General features: G+C 66.3%; 19 protein-coding genes and 1 pseudogene. 16 read left to right on the top strand and 4 right to left on the bottom strand.

Annotated elements, in window-relative coordinates:
- The first annotated feature begins 95 nt into the window (after positions 1–95).
- From LPW30_RS04625 to fba, 3 genes are all read left to right on the top strand, one after another.
- Positions 96–1,274, top strand: coding sequence for a phosphoglycerate kinase (locus tag LPW30_RS04625; protein WP_025282666.1), 1,179 nt, complete (start codon positions 96–98; stop codon positions 1,272–1,274).
- 108 nt (positions 1,275–1,382) lie between these two features.
- Positions 1,383–2,825, top strand: coding sequence for a pyruvate kinase (pyk, locus tag LPW30_RS04620; protein WP_239680209.1), 1,443 nt, complete (start codon positions 1,383–1,385; stop codon positions 2,823–2,825).
- 112 nt (positions 2,826–2,937) lie between these two features.
- Complete coding sequence (fba, locus tag LPW30_RS04615) at positions 2,938–4,002, top strand: class II fructose-bisphosphate aldolase (RefSeq protein ID WP_025282664.1); 1,065 nt, start codon at positions 2,938–2,940, stop codon at positions 4,000–4,002.
- A 65-nt stretch (positions 4,003–4,067) separates the two neighbouring features.
- Here the strand turns inward: fba and betA are convergent, their stop codons facing one another.
- The 3 genes from betA to betI all read right to left on the bottom strand — a co-directional run bounded on the left by betA (position 4,068) and on the right by betI (position 7,918).
- Entirely contained in the window at positions 4,068–5,762 is a 1,695-nt protein-coding gene (gene betA / locus LPW30_RS04610; protein WP_239680208.1) for a choline dehydrogenase, read from the bottom strand.
- A 66-nt stretch (positions 5,763–5,828) separates the two neighbouring features.
- Complete coding sequence (gene betB, locus LPW30_RS04605; RefSeq protein WP_239680207.1) at positions 5,829–7,307, bottom strand: betaine-aldehyde dehydrogenase; 1,479 nt, start codon at positions 7,305–7,307, stop codon at positions 5,829–5,831.
- Positions 7,308–7,327: 20 nt separating this feature from the next.
- Positions 7,328–7,918 carry a transcriptional regulator BetI gene (betI, locus tag LPW30_RS04600; protein ID WP_025280296.1) on the bottom strand — a complete coding sequence of 197 codons (591 nt, stop codon included), beginning with the start codon at positions 7,916–7,918 and terminating at the stop codon, positions 7,328–7,330.
- A 118-nt stretch (positions 7,919–8,036) separates the two neighbouring features.
- On the opposite strand from betI, the gene choX reads away from it, so the two are divergent.
- Together choX and LPW30_RS04590 are read left to right on the top strand one after the other, a co-directional pair.
- On the top strand, positions 8,037–8,993 hold the full coding sequence (gene choX / locus LPW30_RS04595) for a choline ABC transporter substrate-binding protein (RefSeq protein ID WP_239680206.1): 957 nt from the start codon (positions 8,037–8,039) through the stop codon (positions 8,991–8,993).
- Between the two features lie 551 nt (positions 8,994–9,544).
- Positions 9,545–10,564 carry a phospholipase A gene (locus LPW30_RS04590; RefSeq protein ID WP_084306989.1) on the top strand — a complete coding sequence of 340 codons (1,020 nt, stop codon included), beginning with the start codon at positions 9,545–9,547 and terminating at the stop codon, positions 10,562–10,564.
- A 15-nt stretch (positions 10,565–10,579) separates the two neighbouring features.
- Here LPW30_RS04590 and mtgA read toward each other — a convergent pair whose 3' ends face one another.
- A complete protein-coding gene (gene mtgA / locus LPW30_RS04585; RefSeq protein WP_239680205.1) occupies positions 10,580–11,956 on the bottom strand; it encodes a monofunctional biosynthetic peptidoglycan transglycosylase in 1,377 nt (458 codons plus the stop codon).
- Between the two features lie 453 nt (positions 11,957–12,409).
- On the opposite strand from mtgA, the gene LPW30_RS04580 reads away from it, so the two are divergent.
- The 11 genes and pseudogenes from LPW30_RS04580 (at position 12,410) to LPW30_RS04530 (ending at position 23,700) form a co-directional block, all read left to right on the top strand.
- Entirely contained in the window at positions 12,410–14,500 is a 2,091-nt protein-coding gene (locus LPW30_RS04580; RefSeq protein ID WP_239680204.1) for a translocation/assembly module TamB domain-containing protein, read from the top strand.
- 26 nt (positions 14,501–14,526) lie between these two features.
- A complete protein-coding gene (gene trhP, locus LPW30_RS04575) occupies positions 14,527–15,852 on the top strand; it encodes a prephenate-dependent tRNA uridine(34) hydroxylase TrhP (protein WP_239680203.1) in 1,326 nt (441 codons plus the stop codon).
- Between the two features lie 61 nt (positions 15,853–15,913).
- Entirely contained in the window at positions 15,914–16,543 is a 630-nt protein-coding gene (locus LPW30_RS04570) for a YdbL family probable chaperone protein (RefSeq protein WP_239680202.1), read from the top strand.
- Positions 16,521–17,027, top strand: coding sequence for a Na+/H+ antiporter subunit E (locus LPW30_RS04565; RefSeq protein ID WP_025282514.1), 507 nt, complete (start codon positions 16,521–16,523; stop codon positions 17,025–17,027). Before LPW30_RS04570 ends, LPW30_RS04565 begins: the two co-directional genes overlap by 23 nt.
- Entirely contained in the window at positions 17,024–17,299 is a 276-nt protein-coding gene (locus LPW30_RS04560; RefSeq protein WP_025282513.1) for an MrpF/PhaF family protein, read from the top strand. The genes LPW30_RS04565 and LPW30_RS04560 overlap by 4 nt, the downstream gene beginning before the upstream one ends.
- Entirely contained in the window at positions 17,299–17,643 is a 345-nt protein-coding gene (mnhG, locus tag LPW30_RS04555; protein WP_239680201.1) for a monovalent cation/H(+) antiporter subunit G, read from the top strand. Before LPW30_RS04560 ends, mnhG begins: the two co-directional genes overlap by 1 nt.
- Positions 17,640–18,598: pseudogene (locus LPW30_RS04550) on the top strand (hydrogenase subunit MbhD domain-containing protein). The gene mnhG and the pseudogene LPW30_RS04550 overlap by 4 nt, the downstream one beginning before the upstream one ends.
- A complete protein-coding gene (locus LPW30_RS04545) occupies positions 18,588–18,905 on the top strand; it encodes an NADH-quinone oxidoreductase subunit K (protein WP_051582651.1) in 318 nt (105 codons plus the stop codon). The pseudogene LPW30_RS04550 and the gene LPW30_RS04545 overlap by 11 nt, the downstream one beginning before the upstream one ends.
- Before the next feature lies 1 nt (position 18,906).
- The gene (locus LPW30_RS04540) at positions 18,907–20,364 is read left to right on the top strand and encodes a complex I subunit 5 family protein (RefSeq protein ID WP_239680200.1); all 1,458 of its coding nucleotides are present in this window, start codon (positions 18,907–18,909) and stop codon (positions 20,362–20,364) included.
- Between the two features lies 1 nt (position 20,365).
- A complete protein-coding gene (locus LPW30_RS04535) occupies positions 20,366–21,907 on the top strand; it encodes a proton-conducting transporter transmembrane domain-containing protein (RefSeq protein WP_239680199.1) in 1,542 nt (513 codons plus the stop codon).
- A complete protein-coding gene (locus tag LPW30_RS04530) occupies positions 21,904–23,700 on the top strand; it encodes a complex I subunit 5 family protein (protein ID WP_239680198.1) in 1,797 nt (598 codons plus the stop codon). The genes LPW30_RS04535 and LPW30_RS04530 overlap by 4 nt, the downstream gene beginning before the upstream one ends.
- The last annotated feature ends 494 nt before the right edge of the window (positions 23,701–24,194 follow it).

Below are 24,194 nucleotides of genomic sequence, written 5' to 3'. Positions count from 1 at the left end.
GAGGGCACCCGAAGAACCCTTTGCCAAGCCCTCACCGGGTTTGCCAAAGTGTTCTTAAAACAAAAAATGCCAAAACCATCAAAGGAGTCACATCAATGTCCGTCATCAAGATGACCGATCTGGATCTCAAGGGTAAACGGGTCCTCATCCGCGAGGATCTGAATGTGCCCGTCAAGGGCGGCAAGGTCACGTCCGACGCCCGGATCCGCGCCAGTCTGCCCACCATCCAGCACGCCATGAAGGCCGGAGCCCGGGTGATGCTCATGTCCCATCTGGGGCGCCCGGAAGAGGGCGTGTTCTCCGAGGAGGACTCCCTGGCGCCGGTGGCCGAACACCTCTCCGGCCTGCTGGGCCAGAAGGTGAAACTGGTGCGCGATTATCTGGATGGCGTGGAGGTTCAGGATGGTGAAGTGGTGCTGCTGGAGAACGTGCGCTTCAACAAGGGCGAAAAGAAGGACGACGAGGCGCTCTCAAAGCAATATGCTGCCCTGTGCGACATCTACGTGATGGATGCCTTCGGTACCGCCCACCGGGCCCAGGCCTCCACCCATGGCGCCGGCAAGTTCGCTCCGGTGGCCTGCGCCGGGCCGCTGCTGGCGGCTGAACTGGAGGCCCTGGGCAAGGCCCTGGGCAACCCCAAACGGCCGCTGGTGGCCATTGTGGGTGGCTCCAAGGTGTCCACCAAGCTCACCGTGCTCGAATCCCTGTCCACCAAGGTGGATCAGCTCATCGTCGGCGGCGGAATCGCCAACACCTTCATCGCCGCCCAGGGGCATGGCGTGGGCAAGTCCCTGTACGAGGCCGACCTGGTGGCCGAGGCCAAGCGCCTGATGGAAGCCGCCAAGGCCAAGGGCGGCGAGATCCCGGTGCCCACCGATGTGTGCGTGGGCAAGGAGTTCTCCGAGTCCACCGAGGCCAGCAACCGCTCCGTGGACGCGGTGGCCGAGGATGACATGATCTTCGACGTGGGCCCGGAAACGGCGGCCACCTATGCCGAACTCATGAAAAAGGCCGGCACCATTGTCTGGAACGGCCCGGTGGGCGTGTTCGAGTTCGACCAGTTCGCCGCCGGCACCCGCGCCATGGGCGAAGCCATCGCCGAGAGCGATGCCTTCTCCATCGCCGGGGGCGGCGACACCCTGGCAGCCATCGACAAATATGGCCTGTCCGAGCGCATCTCCTATATCTCCACCGGCGGCGGTGCCTTCCTGGAGTTCCTGGAAGGCAAGACGCTCCCGGCGGTGGCCATGCTGGAGGCCCGGGCCAAGGCCTGAGTTCCGTGCTGTGCGGCTCGCGGCACCGGCCGCGGGCGAGCTCCGGCAGAGGTGTGAGTGTCGCCCCTGCCCCGAACGAAGTGCCCAGAACACAGGAACAGGCCCAACATGCGTAGAACCAAGATAGTCGCCACGCTGGGACCGGCCACGGACTCGCCCGCAGCCATGCGGGCGTTGGTCCGGGCCGGAGTCGACGTGGTGCGCATCAATTTTTCCCATGGCGAGGCGGATGATCATCGCAAGCGCGTCAGCCTGTTGCGCGAAGCCGCCGCGGAGGCCTCGCGCATCATCGCCGTGCTGGGGGATCTGCAAGGCCCCAAGATCCGCATCGCCCGGTTTGCCAAGGGCAGTGTCGAACTGAACGAGGGCGATCCCTTCGTGCTGGATGCCGAACTGGATCCAGGGCTGGGAGATGTTCAGAAGGTCGGCCTCACCTACAAGGAGTTGCCCGGGGACGTGAACGCCGGGGATGTCCTTTTGCTGGATGATGGCCGTCTGGTGCTGGAGGTGCAGCGGGTGGATGGCCCGCGCATCCACACTCATGTGGTGGTGGGCGGCACCCTGTCCAACAACAAGGGCATCAACCGCCAGGGGGGCGGTCTCTCCGCCGCGGCACTCACCGACAAGGACGTGAACGACATCCGCCTGGCGGCGGAACTGGAGGTGGATTACCTGGCCATCTCCTTCCCTCGCTGTGCCGATGACATCCATCAGGCCCGCCAGCGCCTGCGGGATGCCGGGGGGGATGGTGCCATCTGCGCCAAGATCGAAAGGGCTGAGGCGGTCACCGCCAGTGACGAGATCCTGGAGGCCACCGACGCCATCATGATCGCCCGAGGCGATCTGGGCGTGGAGATCGGCGATGCGGAACTGCCCGGCGTGCAGAAGCGCCTCATCCATGATGCCCGCACCCGCAACAAGGTGGTGATCACGGCCACCCAGATGATGGAGTCCATGATCACCAGCCCCATTCCCACCCGGGCCGAGGTGTTCGATGTGGCCAACGCCGTGCTCGATGGCACCGACGCCGTCATGCTCTCGGGAGAGACGGCCACCGGGCGGTATCCCGACAAGGCCGTGGCCGCCATGGGGCGCATCTGTGAGGCCGCCGAGCGCCAGCGCAGTGCCCGGGTGTCCACCCATCGCATGGACAGCTATTTCCAGCGGGTGGATGAGGCCATCGCCATGGCCACCATGTACACGGCCAATCACCTGGATGTGCGCGCCATCGCCGCCATGACGGAATCCGGCTCCACGGCCCAGTGGATGTCCCGGATCAGTTCCGGCATACCCATCTTCGCCATGACCCGCCACGAGCGCTCCTGCCGCAAGATGGCCCTGTACCGCGGCGTTTACCCGATACTGTTCGTGAGCGAAAACACCAGTCACGCGGAGAATAACCGCCAGGTGGTGGACATCCTTCGGGAGGCTGGGGTGGTGCGGGACGAGGACCTGGTCATCATCACCAAGGGGGATCTGACCGGGGTGATGGGTGGCACCAATGCCATGAAGATCGTCCAGGTGGGCGCGCTCCAGGATGGCGTCACCTGAATGCAGCAAACCGCCGCTGTCGGTCCGGGTATGTGACCGCGGCGGTCAGGTCATGATAACGATAGCGAACCTGCGATAAATTGTTTCTCAAGCAAACCAAAAGGAGGTCCCAATGGCCCTGATTTCCCTTCGACAACTGCTGGACCATGCTGCCGAACATGGCTATGGCATGCCCGCGTACAACGCCAACAACCTGGAGCAGGTGCAGTCCATCATGCAGGCTGCCGACGAGGTGGACTCGCCGGTGATCATCCAGGCCTCGGCCGGTGCCCGCAAATACGCTGGCGAGCCCTTCCTGCGTCACCTGATCGTGGCCGCGGTGGAACAGTACCCTCACATCCCCGTGGTGCTGCACCAGGACCACGGCGGTGAGCCGGCGGTGTGCCAGGCCTCCATCCAGTCCGGGTTCACCTCGGTGATGATGGACGGCTCCCTGATGCCTGACATGAAGACACCGTCCACCTACGACTACAACGTGGAAGTCACCCGACAGGTGGCCGACATGGCCCACTGGGTGGGCGTTTCCGTGGAGGGTGAGCTGGGTTGTCTGGGCTCCCTGGAGACCGGCCAGGCCGGCGAAGAGGACGGTTCCGGTGCCGAGGGCACCCTGTCCCATGATCAGCTGCTCACCGATCCGGACGAGGCCGCTGATTTCGTCAAGAAGACCCATGTGGACGCCCTGGCCATCGCCATCGGCACCTCCCACGGCGCCTACAAGTTCACCCGTCCGCCGACCGGTGACATTCTGGCCATCCAGCGCATCAAGGAGATCCACGCCCGCATCCCCGACACCCACCTGGTGATGCACGGCTCCTCCTCGGTGCCCCAGGAGTGGCTGAAGATCATCAACCAGTACGGCGGCGACATGGGCGAGACCTACGGTGTGCCCGTGGAGGAGATCCAGGAGGGCATCAAGCACGGCGTACGCAAGGTGAACATCGACACCGACCTGCGCATGGCCTCCACCGGCGCGGTGCGCAAGTTCCTGGCCGAGAACCCCAAGGAATTCGATCCGCGCAAATTCCTCAAGGCCTCCACCGCCGCCATGAAGGACATCTGCAAGGCCCGTTACGAGGCCTTCGGTTGTGCCGGCATGGCCTCCAAGATCCGGCCCATGAACCTGGAGGCCATGGTGGCCCGCTACAAGTCCGGCGAGCTGGACCCCAAGGTGAAGTAAGCCCCCGGGGCTGGTGCCAGACCGGCCCCTCACCCCAACCCCTCTCCCCAGCGGGGAGAGGGGCTTTAAGCCGCTCGCTTCCCCTGCAACCGGGTCGGACTCCCCGCCTCCACCCGATACACCGGTGCCTGCGACGCAGGCAGCGCCTCCCGACCCCGGATGCGATCAGCGATCTTCTCCGCCATCATGATGGTGGGCGCATTGAGATTCCCCGTGACGATGCGGGGCATGATGGACGCATCCACCACCCGCAGCCCTTCCACCCCATGTACCCGTCCCTGGTCGTCCACCACGGCCATGTCATCCTCCGCCGTGCCCATGCGACAGGAGCCGCAGGGGTGATAGGCCGTTTCCGCGTGATTGCGGACGAACTCGTCCAGCTCCAGGTCCGACGTGGCCTGGGCCCCGGGGGCCAGTTCGCGGCCCCGGTAACGATCCAGGGCTGGCTGGGCCATGATCTCCCGGGTGAGGCGGATGGCGTCCCGGAACTCACGCCAGTCCTGCTCATGGCTCATGTAATTGAAGCTGATCCGTGGCGCCTGCCTCGGGTCTGCAGCGGCCAGGCGCACGTGCCCCCGGCTGGGTGAGCGCATGGAACCCACATGGGCCTGGAAGCCGTGGGCCTCCACCGCCTGAGTGCCGTTGTAATTGATGGCGATGGGCAGGAAGTGGTACTGCAGGTTGGGCCAGTCAAAACGGGTTTCACTGCGGATGAACCCGGCCGCCTCGAACTGATTGCTGGCCCCGATGCCGCGCCCGCCCAGCAGCCACTGGGCGCCGATCCAGGGCTGGTTCCACCACTTCAGGGCCGGATACAGGCTGATGGGTTCCTTGCACGCATACTGCACATAGATCTCCAGATGATCCTGGAGGTTGTTGCCCACGCCGGGGAGTCCATGGATCACGGGGATATCCAGGTCGACCAGCTCCTGGGCGGGACCGATCCCCGAGCGCTTCAGGATGGCAGGGGAGAGGATGGCGCCGGCGCAGACCAGCACCTCCCGTTCGGCCCGAACCTCCTGGCGGCGGCCCCGCTGGATGTAACTCACGCCTCGGGCGGTGCGACCCTCCATGATGATGTGGTCGGTGAGGGCGCGGACCTGGATGTCCAGATTGGGCCGCTGCCTGGCCTGATCCAGGTAGCCTCGCGAAGTGCTGGCGCGGCGGCCCCGGGCCGTGGTGGTGCGGTCCATGGGGCCAAAACCCTCCTGCTGGTATCCGTTCACGTCCTCCGTGCGGGGGTAACCAGCCTGTTCGGCGGCCTGGATGAAGGTCTCGAAGAGGGGGTTGTTGCCGGGCTTGGGCGTGGTGACATACAGCGGACCCTGGTCACCATGGTAGTCATTGGCGCCGATGTCCCGGGTCTCGGCTTTGCGAAAATAGGGCAGGCAGTGGGCGTATTCCCAGCCGGGCAGGCCAAAATCGCTGGCCCAGTGGTCGTAGTCCAGGGCGTTGCCACGGATGTAGCACATGCCGTTGATCAGTGAGGAGCCGCCCAAGCCCTTGCCCCGGCCGCAGTCCATGCGGCGCCAGTTCATGTGGGGTTCGGGCTCGGTCTGGAAGGCCCAGTTGTACTGTCGGCCCTGCAGCGGATAGGCGAGGGCGGCGGGCATCTGGGTCCGAAAGTCCAGGCGCCAGTCCCGGCCACCGGCTTCCAGCAGCAGCACCCGGGTGTCCGGGTCCTCGGTGAGGCGGGCCGCCAGCACGGCTCCGGCGGAGCCGGCGCCGATGATGATGTAATCGTATGTATTTGTTTTCATGGGGTAATGCCCCTTGGTAGAATGGGTTGGGGGTGCACAGATGGGGGGGGCGCGGAGCCCCCGCCGTCAAAACACGCTCTCCACCCCTCCCAGTTCCACGTACACCGACTTGCGCTGGGTGTAGTGTTCCAGCGCCGCCAGCCCGTTCTCCCGCCCAAGCCCCGATTGCTTGTAACCCCCCACCGGCATCTCCACCGGCGACAGGTTGTAGGTGTTGATCCAGCAGATCCCCGCCTGCAACTGATGGATCACCCGGTGAGCCCGGGACAGGTCGCGGCTGAATACCCCCGCCGCCAGGCCGTAGCGCGTGTCGTTGGCCCGCTGGATCACCTCCTGCTCGGAGGCAAAGGATTGCAGCACCATCACCGGTCCGAACACCTCCTGACGCACGAGGGGGTGATCGTCGGGGCAATCGGCAAAGACGGTGGGGGCCACGAAGGCACCATCCGGCGCCGAGCCGGGCGACAGGGTCTCGCCCCCAATGAGCAGTTTCAGACCATCGGCACGGGCCCGGTCGATATGGTCCATCACCTGGTCCCGATGGGCATGGCTGATCAGCGGACCCAGATTGGTCTCGGGGTCCAGGGGATCCCCGGCACGGATCTTCCCGATGCGTTCGAGCAAGCGCGCCTCGAACGCTTCGCGTACGGACGATTCCACGAACACCCGGGTGCCGTTGGTGCAGATCTGGCCGCTGCTGTAGAAATTGGCCATCAGGGCGGCGCTCACCGCCTGTTCCAGATCCGCGTCGGCAAAGATGATCAGCGGCGACTTGCCCCCCAGTTCCATGGTCACCTGCTTGAGATTGCTGCTGGCCGAATCGGCGGTGACCGCCTTGCCCGTTTCCACCTCACCCGTGAACGAGACCTTGGCAATCTCCGGGTGACCGGTCAGGGCACGCCCGGTATCCGCATCTCCTTGCACCACATTGAATACACCCTCCGGCAGCCCGGCCTCGGTGAGGATCTCCGCCAGCACCAGGGCCGAGAGTGGCGTCACCTCGCTGGGCTTGAACACCATGGCATTGCCGGCGGCCAGGGCGGGGGCCGCCTTCCAGCAGGCGATCTGCAGGGGATAGTTCCAGGCGCCAATGCCCGCGCAGACCCCCAGGGGCTCGCGGCGGGTGTAGATGAAGGCCTGCTCGCCCTGGGGGATCTGTTCACCCTCCAGCGCCATGGCCACGCCGGCAAAGTACTCCAGGGCATCCGCGCCCGTCTGGATGTCCACGGCGGTGGTCTCGCTGATGGGCTTGCCGGTATCCAGGGTCTCCAGGGTTGCCAGCGCGTCGTTGCGCTCGCGCAGCAGGTCCGCAGCCCGGCGCAGCACCCGGCCCCGTACCATGGGGCTCAGTGCGGCCCAGACCCGCTGGCCCTCACGGGCCGATTGCACGGCGGCATCCACCTGCTCCGGGGTGCTGCTCTGCACGCGGGCCAGGGTCTGGCCCGTGGCCGGGTTGACCGTGTCGAAACGCTGGCCGCTGGGGTCGGTCACCCGACGGCCATGAATGTAACCGCCCTGAATCGGGTCGATCTGGGGTAGTGACATGAGGGGGCTCCGGAGTGGGGTCAGTGGGTCTGGGCCAGCCAGAAGCGGGCGTTTTCCCGCGCCAGGCGGCGGCAGCCGTTGATGTCGATGCCGTCGGGGTGTAGCGCGCCCCGCAGCCACAGGCCGTCGATCAGGCCAGCCACCGAGCGGGCCGCATCCCGTGCCTGAGTGGGTGGCAGGCGTTTGCGGAACTGGTGGCACAAATTCGAGTATAGGCGCCGTTCGTTCACCCGCTGCAGTCGCTGCAGCGCAGGCTGGTGCATACTGGATGCCCAGAACTCCAGCCAGGTGCGCATGGCGGCCCGATTGGTCTGTGTCGAGTCGAAATTGCCGTCGATGATGGCGTCCACATGCCCTTCCACGTCGTCGGCGTCCAGGCCCTGGCGGCGCTCCGTGACGGCCCGGCCCAGTTCGGCCAGCAGGTGGCGCATGGTGGCCTCCATCAGCCCGGACTTGCCGCCAAAGTAATGGCTGATGATGCCGGTGGACACCCCCGCCAGTCGGGCAATGCGGGCAATGGTGGCATCCGCCAGTCCATACTGGTGGATGGCGGTCAGATTGGCCCGGATGAGTTGCTCGCGGCGTCCGTTGAGTGATCCGTGATGAGGCATGCTCTGTCCCTGGTCGTGGATATGACCTTCACTCTAACCAAAATTGAATGAGCGTTCAATGTGTGTTTGAATGAACGTTCAATCAATATCCGATCAACTGTATGGGAGAGAACCTTTCATGGCTTCATTACCCCGAATCCTGACCGCCGGCGCGGCGATCTGCATGCTGGCTGCCCCGTTTGCCACCCTGGCAGGCAGCGACGAACCCGAGGCCTGTGGCCAGGTGCGCTTCGCCGAGGTGGGCTGGACTGACATCACGGCCACCACCGCCACGGCCCGTGTGGTCCTTGAGGCCTTGGGCTACGACACCACCAGCCTCACCGTGTCGGTGCCCATCGCTTATGGTGGTCTGGCCAATGATGATTTTGATGTCTTTCTGGGCAACTGGATGCCCAGCATGGCCAGCATCATCGAACCCTACGAGACTCGGGGCACGGTGGAGACCATTGCCACCAACCTCACGGGCGCCAAATACACGCTGGCGGTTCCCCAGTATGTGCACGATGCGGGCGTGACACATTTTTCCGACCTGGCTGAGCACCGCCGGGAGTTCGGTGGACGGATCTATGGCCTGGAGTCGGGCAATGACGGCAACGAGATCATCCATGACATGATCGACCAGGATGCCTATGGCCTGAGTCGCTTCCGGGTGATGGAGTCCAGCGAGGCGGGCATGCTGGGCGAGGTGCGCCGCAGCACCGGCAATGGCGACTGGATAGTATTCCTGGCCTGGGAACCTCACCCCATGAACACCCGTTTCGATATTGCCTATCTGGAGGGCGGCGAGGATTTCTTTGGCCCGGACTTCGGCGCTGCCACCGTGCACACCAATGTGCAGACCGGCTATGTGGACCGTTGTCCCAATGTGGGCCAGTTCCTCAAGCAGTTGAGCTTCACCCTGGAGATGGAAAATCACCTCATGGATCAGATCATGAACCAGGACGTGGATCCCAAGCAGGCGGCGCGCGAGTGGCTGCGTGACAACCCCGAGGCGCTGGAGCCCTGGCTCGAGGGCGTGACTGACCGCCAGGGTCGTCCTGCACTGGAGGTGGTGAAAGAGGCTGTGGCCGGCTGATCCCGGCTCGGCTGAACCCACTCCCTATGATCGGCGTCTCCCCGTGGGAGCGGCCCTCGGCCGCGAAGGGCCTGACTGTCAGCCTCGCACCCAGGCCAGAGAGCGGAGTGGACCTCGGGGTGCCCGGATCCCTTACAGCGGGACGCCGTGAATACATCCATGTAGGCTCTGCAGCCGCTTCCTGCGGCTGAAGCCCGCTTACAGGAATCCGGGCACCCCGAGGTCCGGACGCCACGGCGTTCTTTTCGAAAAGCCCTTCGCGGCCGAGGGCCGCTCCCACGGGGGCGGGGTTCGTGCCGGACAGCAGCAGACGATAGTGGAACCTGGCGCGCCGCTCCCACGGGGGCGGGGTTCGTGCCAGGGGGGGGCGGTGGCAATGGGCTGTCGGTTGCCTTGGATGAATCCCTGCGGGGGCTGCCTTTCATTCGCACGGCGTGCTGACCTATGCTGTATCCTGATCGCCGCTCCAAAAATCGCCCCCCCGCATGCCCCCCACACACTTGGTAAAGCTCCAGCTGACGCACCGTCGCTTCTGCAGGCCCTCCCCGTTGATGCTGGCGTTCGTCGCCTGCTGGCCGATGTCGGGCGCGGCCATCACGTGGGAAGACTGCGCGCGGATCAACGCGGATGATGAACGCCTGGCCTGTTACGACGCTCTGGTCGGCGAGCAAACGGATGCGGCCCCCGCCGCGGATGCGCTCACCGCCATCGAATTACCCGAGCCGGAGCCGCCCGAGCCGCCCGCCCGTGAGTCGGCGGAGGGGCGTCCCACTTCCCGGCTTGCCAGCACCTGGGGATTCTCACCCGACTCCGATGCGCACATGCTGCGGGTGCATCAACCCAATTACTTCCTCCCGGCCCGATACTCCGATCGCACCAATGACCGGCCCTTCGCGCCACTGGCGGGGATCGATCCCGCGGCTGATCAGGATCTGGACTCGGTGGAGTCCAAGTTTCAGTTCAGTTTCAAGGCGCGCCTGTGGACCACCCATGACCGTCGCTGGGGCGTGTGGGCGGGGTACACCCAGCAGAGTCAGTGGCAGGTGTACAACGAGGACGTGTCACGTCCTTTCCGGGAGACCAACTATTCGCCCGAGTTGATCCTCAGCTATCGCCCCGGTCTGCGCCTGGCCGGTTTCGATTGGGAGGTGCTCAACCTGGGCTTCCTGCACCATTCCAATGGTCGGTCCGAGATTCTTTCACGCAGTTGGGATCGGTTGTACGCGGGGGTCGGTCTGGAGCGGGACGACCTGGCCCTGGTGGGGCGGCTATGGCATCGGGTGCCGGAAGGCAAGCAAAGGGACGATAATCCGGATATCACCGACTATTACGGCTATGGGGACCTGACGGCTTCGTACCGCCATGGGGATCACCGCTTCACTGCCATGCTGCGGGGCAACCCGTCCACGGGTCGGGGTGCGCTATCGGCCTCGTGGACTTCGCCTCCCGTGCTCGGTCCGCTGCGCGGCTACGTGCAGGTCTTCTCCGGCTACGGGGAGAGTCTGATCGATTACAACTGGTACCAGAATACCGTGGGGGTTGGCGTCAGTCTGAACGACGTTCTGGACTGATGCGTCGGGGCGAACTCAGTCCATGAGTGCCACGGCGCCGATCTCCAGCACGAAGGGCCCTGCGGCCTTGTCGGCGAGCATGAAGCCCAGTTGACGCACCTGGGCCGGTTTCAGGGGCGGGGCATCGGAGAGGATTCGGCCACGGAACACGGGTTCGAAGCCGTCGAAGGGCAGTTCCACCTCCCGCCATTCACCCTCCGTGGTATCAAAGTGCTGGCGGTAGGCCATGGCATCGTTCCCGGTGTCGGTGCGCAGTCGCAACTGGTAGGTGCGCCCGTCGCCACGCACCCGCAACAGGATGCCACGGGCCTGACCCATCTCAAGGGTATCGGGTATCCGGCGCACGGAGGCGAAGCCGCCGTTGTTGGCCAGGGAAATCTCCCCCGTGAAGACCGCCACACCCTCCTCGCTGATCTGGAACCGGCTGCGTGACAGCCCCCCCATGACACCGTCGTTGACGATCTGCCACCGCGCTGACTCATCGGCAGCATGCAGGTCGATCAATGTGGTCATCATTCCCTCCTGGCTCGCGAAGAATCCGGGTTTGGTCAGGTCTTTACGCACCGTATCACCGGAAGCCGGTGTCAGGCGATGTTTCAGTACCACGCCATCCTGCGGGAAAAGAGGCGGTTGCCCAGTGTGGTCACCCGTGGGTGAGGCCCATACCCCCTCCAGATAACCCGCCCTCTTCAACTGTGGCACCTGGCGCTCGATCCAGGCCTGCCGCTCAAGTACATAGGAGGATGGACGATTGGCCCTCAGGCGCACCGGGCCCGGCAGCACTGCCGCCAGGCGTGCCGCCTCCGACTGGGTGAGGTGGCTGGCCGGTTTGTCGAAGTAGGCCTGGCTGGCCGCCTCCACCCCGTAGATGTTCGGCCCGAACTGGGCAGCATTGAGATACACCTCCAGGATGCGCTGCTTGGGCCAGAGCCACTCGATGAATACGGTCAGATAAGCTTCCACTCCCTTGCGCAGGAGACTGCGCTCTGGCCACAGGAACACGTTCTTGGCCGCCTGCTGACTGATGGTGCTGGCGCCCCTGAGTCGTCCTCCCTCCCGGTATTCCCGAAGGGCCGCACGGATGGAACCGAAATCAAAGCCCCGGTGATTCATGAAGTTCTGGTCCTCGGCGGCGATCACCGCATAGGCCGCCTCGGGAGCGATGCGATCCCGGGGCACCCATTCGTGGCGCACCGGCACCTTGTGCCCGGAGGCGCGGCTGGAATTCTCATGCAACACCATGAAGGCCGTGGTGGGCGGATCGACCCAGCGCAGTCCACCCACCACCAGGGTCGTGGAAACCAGCAGCAACAGGACAACCCCCACCGTCAGGCGGATCAGGAAGCGCCGGAATGACCAGCGTCGGGGTCTGTGATAATGGCGGCGTCTCACAGGGCGTAATATCTCAAGTTCAAGGTGACAGCGGAAGGCCATTCGGGCACGTTTGCGGCGAGGACCCGGACCCGGGACTTGTGGACCAAACCTGAAGTGCTTCGTGCCCTCGACGACGCAAATGCGGTGTATCACAGGGGAATTTCCCATTATCCACAAAAGCTGTGGATAACTCTGTGGATGGTATGTCGGAAACTGCTCCCAGCCCCCGTGGCACGTGGCCTGTTCTCAGACTGATTACTTTTTGATCAATATCGTAACTGTCTGATATATTGAGCTTATTTTGAGTGTTCTCAAGTCTGACTGAAGGTGGCGGGATCAGCGTGCAGGGTGTGCCCGTCGCGGGCCCCTTGTGCATAATGTCAAGTGTTCAGGCGCCGCACTGACCCGTTTTTCGGGCTTACTGGTGGGCTGCGGCCCCATCACCCATTTTCTGTGTGGATTCTGCCCACCTTGCTCCGTTTCGCCTTGCCAACCTGGATGCTGATCACCCTGCTGCTGATGGCATCGTCGGCCTCGGGGCGGTGGATGCTGGATATTGGCGATGTGCAGGGCGATGGCTGGTCCATGACGGGTGTCACGTTGGAGATGACGCTGGCGCCCGGCCCGACCGGAGCGGACGCGATTCGCCTACACGTGGATCATCTGCACCTGCCGGACCCGGTGGGCTCGGCGAAGGCCGTGGAGGTGACTTGCCCCGGAGGGCGTCTGGAGCCCACACGGCTGAAATGCCCCGCCATCCGGCTCTCTGGACGTCATCCCTGGCTGACCCTCAGCCAGGTGTCCGGGCAACTGGATCTGGGATTTGATGGCCGCCTGGAGCTGACGCTGAAGCAACTCCCCCTGGCGGATGGGCGCATGGACGTCTCCGTCACGCACGACGCGGGGCAGTGGGGGGTGCGTGCTCAGGGTCAGCGGCTGGCGTTGCGGGAAGTCCGCGGGTTGGCAGAAAGGGTGGGGGTGCCGCTGGAGGATCTGATGCCCGAGGGCTTCCGGATGGAAGGTCATCTGGCGCTGGACCTCAAGGGCCGGGGCGGGATGGATGGCATCCAGGCCACTCAAGGCCGGGTGGTCTGGGGCGACGGTGCCTTCGCCGGCGCGGAAGGTACCCTGGCCGGGGAGGGCCTGGGCATGTCCCTGCAATGGGATGTGCGCCAGGAGGGTTCGGCCTGGCAGGGGGTGCTGGCCCTGGATTGGGATGAGGGTGCCCTGTACGTGGATCCGGTCTTCCTGGAGGTGGGGCCTGAACAGCCGGTCCGCGTCAGCACCCGGGTGGATTGGCATGACGGCAGGCTGTCCTTGAAGGATCTGGCGTTCGCCTGGGGGGAGGATCTGCGTCTGGCAGGGCAGGCGAGCCTGGATCCGGCGCACCTGCCCGGTAGTCTGAAGGCCACCCTGGACGTGGATCGGGCCAGGCTGCCGGCCGTTTACGAGGCCTTCCTGCAGCCCTTTGCCTACGGCACCGTCCTGGACGACCTGGAGACCGGCGGCCTGATCTCCGGGCGCCTGCAAATTCGCGAGGGCGCTCCGCAGCGTGCAGCCCTCACCCTCTCCGGCGTGGACGCGGACGACCGCAAGGGTCGTTTGGGCCTCTATGGTCTGGATGGGCGATTGATCTGGAAATCTGATGGGGCGGCGCCCGTCAGTCATGTTTCCCTGGAGGGTGGGCACCTCTATCGCATTCCCCTGGGCATGACCCGCGTTGCATTGCAACTGGAGCAGGACGGTGTCCGGCTCACGCAGGAGGCACGGGTTCCGATACTCGATGGTGAGTTGCGCATGCACGGTCTGGAGGCCCTGGGCCTGGGCAGCGATGACCCGGTGGTGACCTTCGAGGCCAGCGTCATGCCCATCTCCATGGAACGCCTGGCGGCCAGCGTTGGCCGTCCGCTGTTCACCGGAACCCTGGCGGGCAGCATTCCCCGGGTGCGCTATCAGGGTGGTGAGCTCACCGTCGGCGGGCGCTTGGTGATCCAGGCCTTCGACGGCATGATCCGCGTGGGCAACCTGCGTCTGCGGGAGCCCTTCGGCGTGGCACCGGTGCTCTGGGCGGACATGGAGATGGACAATCTGGATCTGGCGTCCATCACCAACACCTTCGAGTTCGGTCTCATCGAGGGGCGCCTGAGGGGCCATGTACGGGACATGATCCTGGTGAACTGGGAGCCGGTGCGCTTCGACGCGGCCCTGTACACGCCGCTGGATCAGCGCTTTCGGCGACGCATCAGCCAGCGGGCCGTGGATAATCTGGTGAGCCTGGGCGGCGGTGTCGGTGGCATGCTGGGTACCGGCTTTCTGCGCTTCTTTGATTCCTTTGGCTACCGGCAACTGGGCCTGTCCTGCCGGCTGCGTGGGGACGTCTGCGAGATGGATGGCGTGGCACCCGCGCCGGACGGTGCGGGGTATTACATCATCCAGGGGGCGGGTCTGCCGCGGGTGGAGGTGATCGGTTTCACGCGGCAGGTGGCCTGGCGGGATCTGATCCAGCGCCTGCAGGCGGCGGTGGAAGCCGGGGAGGTGAGTGTGGGGGAGGGAGACCGCTGATCACGGCCCTGTGCTATCGTCCCGCCATGAACGCCCCCGAACTGCTCGCCCCCGCCGGTACCCTCAAGAACCTCCGTTACGCCCTGGCCTATGGCGCCGATGCCGTCTATGCCGGCATGCCCCGCTATTCCCTGCGGGTGCGTAATAACGAGTTTGCCTCCCTTGAGGCCCTGGCGGAGGGCATCCGGCTCACCCATGCCGCCGGTCGGCGCTTCTTCCTGGCCGCCAACATCAGTGCCCATCAACCCAAGCTGGCCACCTTCGCGCGGGACATGGCCCCCGTGGTGGCGCTGCAGCCCGATGCACTGATCATGTCCGACCCCGGGTTGATCATGCAGGTGCGCGAGCGCTGGCCCGAGATGCCCGTGCACCTCTCCGTGCAGGCCAACACCGTGAATGCCGCCAGCGTGCGCTTCTGGCAAGACCTGGGGCTGACCCGGGTGATCCTCTCCCGGGAGCTCTCCCTGGGAGAGATCGAGTCCATCCGCCAGGACTGCCCGGACATGGAACTGGAGGTGATGGTCCACGGGGCCATGTGCATCGCCTATTCCGGGCGCTGCCTGCTGTCCGGCTACTTCAATCATCGCGACGCCAACCAGGGGGCCTGCACCAATGCCTGTCGCTGGCAGTACCGCCTGCACGCCGCCGAGGAAGACACGGCCGGTGATCTGGTGCCCCGTGACGCGCCGCCCGCGCCCGACCGACATGCCCTGGCGGGCCAGCCCTTCCTCCTGGAGGAGGGCGAGCGGCCCGGGCAGCTCATGCCGGTGGAGGAGGACGAGCACGGCACCTACATCCTCAATTCCATGGATCTGCGCGCCGTGGAGCACGTGCAGCGCCTGGTGGCCATCGGGGTGGATGCGCTGAAGATCGAGGGGCGCACCAAGTCCCATTACTACGCGGCGCGCACCGCCCAGGTGTATCGCCGGGCCATCGACGATGCCACGGCTGGCCGGGCATTTGATCCCGCCCTGCTGGAGGCCCTGGAGGGGCTGGCCAACCGGGGCTATACGGACGGCTTTCTCACCCGGCCTCGGGAGCGCACCGCCCAGAACTACGTCCGCGGGCATTCCGAGTCCGACCGGCGGCTGTTCGTGGGTGAGATCGAGGCCTATGACCCGGTCTCGGGCATGGCCCGGGTGGACGTGAAGAACCGCTTCGGGGTGGGGGATTGCCTGGAGATCATCACCCCGGGGGGCAGCCGCGAGATCGTGCTCGAGGCCATCACCGGCCGCGAGGGTCTGCCCGTGACACAGGCCCCCGGCGCCGGTCACCGGGTGTCCATTCCGCTGCCGCCGGGCGACTATCACATGGGCCTGATCCTCAGGCAGGTGGAGCCACCGTCCCCTTGATGCCGGCGTCGGGGTGGCGGAGACTATGAACCAGGAACCGTCACTGTACCGGAGATCATCCATGACCCCGATTGCCCGATGCGCGCGCCCGCTGGCGTGGTTTGGCCTGGCCTTTCTGCTGTCCGCCTGCGTGACCATCAACATCTACTTCCCCGCCGCGGCGGCGGAGGATGCGGCCCGCATCATCGTGCGCGACGTCCTGGGCGAGACGGAGCAGCCGCCAGCCCGTGATCCGGCCGAGGAGCCCGGTGCCTCGGATCAGGGAGCGCTGCGGGAGATGGGCAGCCGGATGATGGTGGCCGTGCTCAACGGGGTGATCTCCCCGGCCCAGGCGCAGCAGCCGGATATCAACATCCGCTCCTCGGCCATCGATTCCCTGCGGGCCTCCATGCGCCAGCGGGCCTCGGCGCTGCGCCCCCATTACCAGTCCGGGGCGGTGGGATTCACCAGCGATGGCCTGGTGGCGGTGCGTGACCTGAATGAGGTTCCGCTGAGGGATCGTTCCGCGGTGCAGCGCCTGGTGTCTGAGGAGAACGCCGACCGCAATGCCCTGTATCGGGAGATCGCCCGCGCCAACGACCGCCCCGAATGGGAGTCCGACATCCGCAGGACCTTTGCCCGGGTCTGGGTGGAAGAGGCCCCCTCCGGCTACTGGTATCAGGACGAGCGTGGCCGCTGGCAGCAAAAATAGCCGCCGCTTCCTGGTCACCCTGGGTGCCTGCCTGTTCCTGTGGTGGGTGCTCACCGAGGGCGATCCCGGGTCCTGGACACTCGGGGTGCCGCTGGCCGTGCTGGCGGCACTGTCGGTGTTCACCCTGCCCGCCGGGCGCCGCTACCGGATCGCCTGGCGCCAGGTTCTACCCTTCGCCCTGAGCTTCTTCTGGCAGTCCCTGGTGGGGGGGCTGGACGTCTCCCGCCGGGCCTTCTCGCCGCGTCTGCCGTTGCGTCCCGGGTTCATCGACTATCCCGTGCAACTGCGCCGGGGCCCGGCCCTGACCTTTTTCATGATCGTCATCAGCCTGTTGCCGGGTACGCTGAGCGTGGGTCTGCATCGGGCCTGCGTGCACGTGCACGTACTGGATCTGGGGCTTGACGTGCAGGGATCGCTGGCGGACCTGGAGGGTCGTGTGGCGCGCCTGTTCGGGATCACGATCCACCAAGGGGAGGCCTCATGAATGCGATCTGGATTGGCGCGGCCCTGTTCCTGCTGCTCACCGTGGCGGCGGGCATGGTGCGCGTGCTGATGGGGCCCCGACCCGGCGATCGCATGCTGGCCGCCCAGCTCTTCGGTACCGCCGGCGTGGCCATGCTGTTGCTGCTGGCCTGGGGTCTGGAGATGCCGGCCCTGGTGGACGTGGCCCTGGTGTTCGCCCTGTTGTCGGCGGTGGCCACGGTGGCCTTCGTGCGCCAGCGGGGCCTGCCCCGTGAGGGTGGGGAAGAGCCGTGATGGGTCCGCTGGACATGGTCAGCCTGATCCTGGTGGTATCGGGCCTGGTGTTCTTTGCCGCCGGCAGCCTGGGGATGCTGCGGTTTCCCGATGTCTACACCCGCCTGCACGCCCTCACCAAGGCCGACAACCTGGGCCTGGGGCTGGTCGTCCTGGGTCTGATCCTGCAGGTGGGCAGCCTGCCCCTGGTGCTGAAGCTGGTGCTCATCTGGCTGCTGGTGCTGTTCAGTGGTGCCGCTGCCTGCCATCTGGTGGCGCAACGGGCGCTCACGCAAGGTGAACCGGAGTCGGAAGCCGGGGCCGACCCGGCGCGCCAGCCCCGGGGCCGGGAGGGTCGTGGATGAGCCCCTGGCAGGCCGGTTTGCTGTTGGCCTTTGACATCACCCTGGTGCTCACCCTGCTGGGCGTGGCCTGGCAGTTGCTGCGGGGGGTGAACCTGTTTCGCTCGGTGGTGCTGTTCATTGCCTTCGGTCTGCTGCTCTCCCTGGCCTGGGTGCGCCTGCAGGCCCCCGATGTGGCCCTGGCCGAGGCTGCCATCGGCGCCGGGGTGACCGGTGCCCTGCTGCTGGTGGCCCTGGGGCGGCTGCGGCGCATGGCGTCGGGGCGCCACGGGGGGGAGGGATCATGAGTCGCCCGCGGCTGTCCCATGTGCTGACGTCCCTGCTGGCCGGGGCACTGGGCGTGGCCCTGGTGCTGATCCTGCTGGAACTGCCGGCCCATTCGGGTCTGGCCGAGCCCGTGGCCGAGGCCATGGACCGTTCCGGGGTGGGGCATGAGGTGACCGCCGTGCTGCTGAACTTCCGGGGTTATGACACCTTCCTGGAACTGGCGGTACTGCTGCTGGCGGTCTGGGTGGCCTGGTCCCTGGGCCGCCAGGATCCGGTGCCCGCCCGTTCGGTGCGGGGGCCGGTGCTGCGCGGCACCCTGCGTCACCTTGTGCCGGTGGCCGTGCTGACGGGGGGTTACCTGGTCTGGGTGGGGGCCAGCACCACCGGTGGGGCCTTTCAGGGCGGGGCGGTACTGGGCGCGGCCGGGGTGATGCTCGTGCTGGCCCGGCCCCGGTCGCTCCCCCGGGTGCCGCGACTCGGGCTGCGATTCGTGGTGGCCCTGGGGGTGCTGGTGTTCCTGGCCAGCGGCGTGGGCGGCCTGCTGGGGGGGCATGGGTTCATGGGCTATCACCCGGACTGGGCCTATGCCCTGATCGTTGCCGTGGAACTGGCGGCCGCCGTGTCCATCGGTCTGGGGTTGGTACTGCTGTTCCTGGGAGGACGTGTTCAGGGAGATGACGATGATCACTGAGAACCTGGTGGGTGAGATCTATCTGGTCTGCGGCGCCCTGCTGTTCGTGCTGGGGGTGCACGCCCTGGTGGTGCGTCCCCACCTCCTGGTCAAGGTGCTGGCCGTCAACATCATGGGGTCCGGGGTGTTCATGGTCCTGCTCACCGCGGCCTCCGGTCCCGACCTCATCGATCCGGTGCCCCATGCCCTGGTCATCACCGGCATCGTCGTCGCCGTGTGTGCCAGCGCCGTGGCCCTGGCGCTGATGCTCAAGGTGAGGGCTGCCACGGGGCAGGCACGCCTGCCATCGGAAGCCCCGGAGGACTGACATGCCCATCGCCGGCCTCACAGGCGGGCTGTCCTGGGCAGCCTTGATCGTGATCGTGCCCCTGGTCGGGGCCCTGCTCACCGGGTTGTGGCCCCGGGCGGGGGGCTGGGTGGCACTGGTGGTGGCCCTGCTCACCCTGGGAACGACCCTGGGCGGCGCGCTGCATGTGTGGTGGCAGGGTCCGGAGATCCATGCCCTGGGCGGTTGGGAGGCCCCTCTGGGTATCGCCCTGGTCCTGGACGGACTGGCGGCCTTCATGCTGCTGCTCACATCGGTGGTGGGGCTGTTCGTCACCCTCTACGCCCTGGGCTACGTGGGCCGAGATGAGCGCTCCGGCCGTTTCTGGGTGTTGTGGCTGTGGCTCTGGGCGGCCATGAACGCCCTGTATCTCTCCGGTGACGTGTTCAACCTTTACGTCACCCTGGAACTGGTGGTGCTGGCCTCGGTGGCCCTGGTGGCCCTGGCCAGCGGCGGGCCGGCCCTGGTGGCCTCCATGCGCTACCTGCTGTTGAGCCTGCTGGGCTCCCTGGCCTATCTCATGGGGGTGGCCCTGCTCTATGGCGCCTACGGGGTACTGGATCTGATCACCCTGGCGGAGCATGTCACCCCCGGCCACCTGCTCATGATGGTGGCGGCCCTGATGACCGTGGGGCTGATGGCCAAGACCGCGCTCTTTCCCCTGCATGGCTGGCTGGCGCCGGGGCATGGCAGTGCGCCGGCTGCCGCCAGCGCCATCCTCTCGGCCCTGGTGGTGAAGGTGTCCTTCTACCTGATGCTGCGCCTGTGGCTGACCCTGTTCCCGGACCTGGCCACACCGGCCCTGGGCGTGCTCATGGGAGGGCTGGGGGGTGCCGCCGTGATCTGGGGCGGCATCATGGCCATGGCGGCGGATCGGCTCAAGCCTTTCGTGGCCTACTCCACCGTGGCCCAGGTGGGTTACCTGGCCCTTTTCTTTCCCTTCATGCTGGCGGTGCCGGGCGGCTGGCGGGCGGTGGTGTTCTTCGCCGCCGCCCATGCCTGTGCCAAGGCCACCGTGTTCATGGCTGCCGGCACCCTGCAGAGGGCGGCGGGGCACGACCGGATGAGCGAACTGGCGGATGTGATGCGGGGGCGCCCCATCAGCAGCTTTGCCATGGGGATCGCCGGCGCCGGTCTGGTGGGCCTGCCGTTCACCGGCGGCTTCATCGCCAAGTGGTTGCTGGTGGAGACCGCCATCGCCGGTGACGTGTGGCCCTGGGCCGTGGTGGTCGTGGTGGGCGGGCTGCTGGCCGGGGCCTATGTGTTTCGCCTGCTGGGTCCGGCCTTCCTGGCGGGGCGCGGCAGCCCCGGCCGCCCCATTGCCGGGATCATGGAATGGTCCACCCTGGGCATGGCCCTGGTCTCCATCGCCCTGGGGTTCGCCGGCGCCGCCTCGCTGCAGTTGCTGGATGCCACCGTGACCGGTCCGGGAGGTCTGTGACATGGAACCGGGTGGCTTTCTGCTGGTGATCATCCTGATGACCTCCCTGGTGCCGGGGCTGGTCATCTTCTTCCTGCGCGAGCAGCAGTTCGCCCTGCGTACCTTCTTCAACCTGGGCGGAGCCGGGCTCAAGCTGGCGCTGATCATCAGCCTGCTGGTGGGCGTGTACCGGGATGGCAAGACCTACAGCTTCACCCTGAACCTGTTGCCGGGCATTGATCTGGTGCTGGCCGCCGACGCCCTGTCCCTGCTGTTCGCCACGCTCTCGGCGGTGCTCTGGCTGGTGACCACCATCTATGCCATCGGCTATCTGGAGCATTCTCCCAAGCGCAGCCGCTTCTTCGGTTTCTTCAGTCTGTGCGTGAGTGCCACGGTGGGGATCGCCTTCTCCGGCAACCTGGTCACCATGCTGATCTTCTACGAGATCCTCACCCTGGCCACCTGGCCCCTGGTGGTGCATCGGGGCACGCCGGATTCCTTCCGTGCCGGGCGTATCTATCTGGCCTACACGCTGATCGGCGGAGCGGTGCTGCTGGCGGCGGTGGTCTGGCTGACGGTGCTGGCGGGCAGTCAGGATTTCACGGCCGGTGGTTATCTGCGCGATCTTTACCCGGAGCATGAGTGGGCGCTGACCCTGCTGTTCCTCATGTTCGTGGTGGGGTTCGGGGTCAAGGCGGCCCTGCTGCCCCTGCACAGCTGGTTGCCCCGGGCCATGGTGGCGCCGGCCCCGGTCAGTGCCCTGCTGCACGCGGTGGCGGTGGTCAAGGCCGGGGCCTTCGGTATCGTGCGGGTGATGAATGATGTTTACGGCATCCAGCTGGCTGCGGACATGGGGATGACCCTGCCGCTGATGGGGCTGGCGATCCTCACGGTGCTGTATGGCTCGGTGCGGGCCCTGTTCACCCAGGATCTCAAGCGTCGGCTGGCCTTTTCCACGGTGAGCCAGGTGTCCTACATCATCATCGGCGTGGCCCTGGCCGGCCCGGTGGGGGCGGTGGGGGGGCTGGTGCACCTGGTGCATCAGGGGGTGATGAAGATCACCCTGTTCTTCTGCGCTGGCAACTTTGCCGAGACGCTGGGCATCCATCGTATCGAGGAGATGCGGGGGGTGGGGCGGCGCATGCCCTGGACCATGGCCGCCTTCACCCTGGGAGGACTGGGGATGATCGGGGCACCCCCCATGGCCGGGTTCATCACCAAGTGGTACCTGGGGATGGGGGCCCTGGAGGTGGGGCAGGGCTGGGTGATCGGCGTGCTGCTGGTGAGCAGCCTGCTCAATGCGGCGTATTTCCTGCCGCCGATCCTGGCGGGCTGGTTCGGTCGGCCCCAGCATCACTGGTCCCAGGATCGTTTCCGCGACGGTCTGCTGGAGACCCACTGGATGCTGCTGCTGCCGACGCTGGCGGTGGCGGCCATGGCCCTGGGTATGGGGCTGCTGGCCTCGTTGAGCATCAGTCCCCTGTACTGGGTGACCTTCATCGTGGAGTTCGAATACGGCTATGAGCACATCTGGCGTGCCGTGTTCGAGGAGGTGGATCCATGAGCGCGGCCGTCGCTCCCTGGCTGGCTTTGATCCCCGGTATGCCGCTGCTGCTGGCCTTCCTGCTGGCCCTGGACGGGCGGGGTGCCCTCTGGCGCCTGACGCCGCTGGCAGTGTTGCCGGCGTTGCTGGGGGCGGTGTTATTGCCCGTGGGGGCATCGGCGGAGTATTCGGCGGTGCTCCTGGGGGCGGAACTGGCCCTGGATCCCATCGGGCGGGGGCTGCTGCTGGTCACGGCACTGCTGTGGGGGGCGGCGGCGGTCTTTGCCCAGGGATATCTGGGGGGCAGCGCGGGAGCGGGCGTGTCCGCGAGGCTGATAGGTTCGGAGCACCGCCATTCGCGGCCGGGGGCCGCTCCCACAGAGCCGGGACTGGTGCGCTTTCATGTCTTTTTCCTGCTGGCCATGGCGGGCAATCTGGGGTTGATCCTGGCGGGCGATGCCATGGTCTTCTACGCCTTTTTCGCCCTCATGAGCCTGTCGTCGGTGGGCCTGGTGGTGCATGAGCGCACTCGGGAGGCTTGGCGGGCGGGTTGGGTTTACCTGGGCATGACCATGCTGGGGGAGGTGGCGCTGTTTTCCGGGCTGGTGCTGCTGGTGCATGGGGCGGGCGGGCATTCCCTGGCGGAACTGGCCTCGGAGGCCCCGGCCAGTCCTCTGGCGGCCGCGTTGCTGCTCATCGGCCTGGGCATCAAGGCGGGGCTGTTGCCCCTGCATCTGTGGTTGCCGCTGGCGCATCCGGCGGCGCCGACGCCGGCGAGTGCGGTGCTGTCGGGGGCGATGATCAAGGCGGGTCTGTTGGGGTGGATGCGTCTGCTGCCCGAAGGAGAGGCCACGCTTTGGGTGGGTGATCTGCTGGTGGTGCTGGGGTTGCTGGGGGCCTGGTTCGGGGTGGTGGCCGGGGTGTTCCAGTCGCGACCGAAGACGATCCTGGCGTATTCGAGCATCAGTCAGATGGGGCTGATGATTGCGGGGCTGGGTGTGGCGATCCAGGTGCCTGCCCTGGCGCCGGTCCTGATGGCGGCGGTGGGCTTTTATGCGATGCATCATGGTCTGGCGAAGGGGGCGCTGTTTCTGTGTGTGGGGATTGCGGGCCGGGTGCGGGGGCCGTGGATTCTGGCCTATGTGGGTTTGCCGGCGCTGGCATTGGCGGGTTTGCCGCTGACTTCGGGCTGGGTGGCCAAGACGGCCCTGAAGGTGCCCATGGAGGGGCCGCTGGCGGATCTGTCGGTGGTGCTGTGGGTGCTGACGCTGGCGGCGGCGGGGACGACACTGTTGATGGTGCGGCTGGTGGCGGTGATGTTGCGTGAGCGGGGGCCTTCGCGGCCCCTGCCGCTGTCGATGTCGATGCCCTGGCTGGTGCTGGTGGTGGCGGGTGTGCTGTTGCCGTGGTTCTGGGTGCCGGACTGGACGGAGGCTTCGCTGGATGCCTATCGATTGTGGTCGGTGCTCTGGCCGATGCTGTTGGGGCTGGTGGTCGGTCTGCTGGGCTGGGCGGTGGCCCGCTGGCGCGGCTGGGGCATGCCGGGATGGATTCCTGAGGGCGATGTGTGGGTGCCGCTGGAGCGCCTGGGTGGCTGGTGGTTACGGGTCTTCGGGGGTGTGCCGGGGCGGGTTCATTCCCTTTGGGATGGGGTCATGGAGTTGCTGGGTGAGGGTGTCCGGGGTTTCTGGAACGGGGTACTGGCCTGGGCGGTCCGGGGGGAGCGCCGGATGGTGCAGTGGGAGGTGATGGGGGTACTTTTCCTGGGGCTGGTGCTGGGGGTGTTCCTGGTGCTGGCGTTGTCGTTGGGGTGAGGTTGTTGATGTAGTCTGGTTTGGGGTGCCTGGGTTGGGTCTTGTGTGAGCTTGTGGGAGCGGGCCTTGCCCGCGAAAGGGGTGCCCGGGGTGTGCTTCGGTGGTGGTTCCCCTCATCGGGGCCGCATTCCTTGCGGCGGGACGCCGTGAATACGTCCCTGTAGGCTTGGCCACCGCATCCATGCGGTGAACACCCGCCTCCAGGAACCCGCCCCCGCTGAGGGGGTTCGGCCGCTGAGGCTTCGTTCTGGGTGCCTGGGTTGGGCATTGTATGAGCTTGTGGGAGCGGGCCTTGCCCGCGAAAGGCGTGCCCGGGGTGTGCTTCGGTGGTGGCTCCCCTCATCGGGGCCGCATTCCTTGCGGCGGGACGCCGTGAATACGTCCTTGTAGGCTTGGCCACCGCATCCATGCGGTGAACACCCGCCTCCAGGAACCCGCCCCCGCTGAGGGGGTTCGGCCGCTGAGGCTTCGTTCTGGGTGCCTGGGTTGGGCAT

It is taken from the genome of Ectothiorhodospira variabilis (genome assembly GCF_022227625.1).
In the GTDB taxonomy this organism is placed as follows: Bacteria; Pseudomonadota; Gammaproteobacteria; order Ectothiorhodospirales; family Ectothiorhodospiraceae; genus Ectothiorhodospira; species Ectothiorhodospira haloalkaliphila.
The sequence above is the reverse complement of the archived record's forward strand: the minus strand, read 5'-3'. Positions and strand labels throughout refer to the sequence as shown.

Excerpts from the sequence above, each read along its gene's own strand:
- betA (WP_239680208.1), bottom strand. The coding sequence starts at position 5,762 with ATGAAAACAAATACATACGATTACATCATCATCGGCGCCGGCTCCGCC.
- LPW30_RS04540 (WP_239680200.1), top strand. The coding sequence starts at position 18,907 with ATGCCCATCGCCGGCCTCACAGGCGGGCTGTCCTGGGCAGCCTTGATC.
- mnhG (WP_239680201.1), top strand. The coding sequence starts at position 17,299 with ATGGGTCCGCTGGACATGGTCAGCCTGATCCTGGTGGTATCGGGCCTG.
- LPW30_RS04590 (WP_084306989.1), top strand. The coding sequence starts at position 9,545 with ATGCTGGCGTTCGTCGCCTGCTGGCCGATGTCGGGCGCGGCCATCACG.
- trhP (WP_239680203.1), top strand. The coding sequence starts at position 14,527 with ATGAACGCCCCCGAACTGCTCGCCCCCGCCGGTACCCTCAAGAACCTC.
- choX (WP_239680206.1), top strand. The coding sequence starts at position 8,037 with ATGGCTTCATTACCCCGAATCCTGACCGCCGGCGCGGCGATCTGCATG.
- pyk (WP_239680209.1), top strand. The coding sequence starts at position 1,383 with ATGCGTAGAACCAAGATAGTCGCCACGCTGGGACCGGCCACGGACTCG.
- LPW30_RS04545 (WP_051582651.1), top strand. The coding sequence starts at position 18,588 with ATGATCACTGAGAACCTGGTGGGTGAGATCTATCTGGTCTGCGGCGCC.
- LPW30_RS04625 (WP_025282666.1), top strand. The coding sequence starts at position 96 with ATGTCCGTCATCAAGATGACCGATCTGGATCTCAAGGGTAAACGGGTC.
- LPW30_RS04530 (WP_239680198.1), top strand. The coding sequence starts at position 21,904 with ATGAGCGCGGCCGTCGCTCCCTGGCTGGCTTTGATCCCCGGTATGCCG.
- fba (WP_025282664.1), top strand. The coding sequence starts at position 2,938 with ATGGCCCTGATTTCCCTTCGACAACTGCTGGACCATGCTGCCGAACAT.
- betB (WP_239680207.1), bottom strand. The coding sequence starts at position 7,307 with ATGTCACTACCCCAGATCGACCCGATTCAGGGCGGTTACATTCATGGC.
- betI (WP_025280296.1), bottom strand. The coding sequence starts at position 7,918 with ATGCCTCATCACGGATCACTCAACGGACGCCGCGAGCAACTCATCCGG.
- LPW30_RS04570 (WP_239680202.1), top strand. The coding sequence starts at position 15,914 with ATGACCCCGATTGCCCGATGCGCGCGCCCGCTGGCGTGGTTTGGCCTG.
- LPW30_RS04535 (WP_239680199.1), top strand. The coding sequence starts at position 20,366 with ATGGAACCGGGTGGCTTTCTGCTGGTGATCATCCTGATGACCTCCCTG.
- LPW30_RS04560 (WP_025282513.1), top strand. The coding sequence starts at position 17,024 with ATGAATGCGATCTGGATTGGCGCGGCCCTGTTCCTGCTGCTCACCGTG.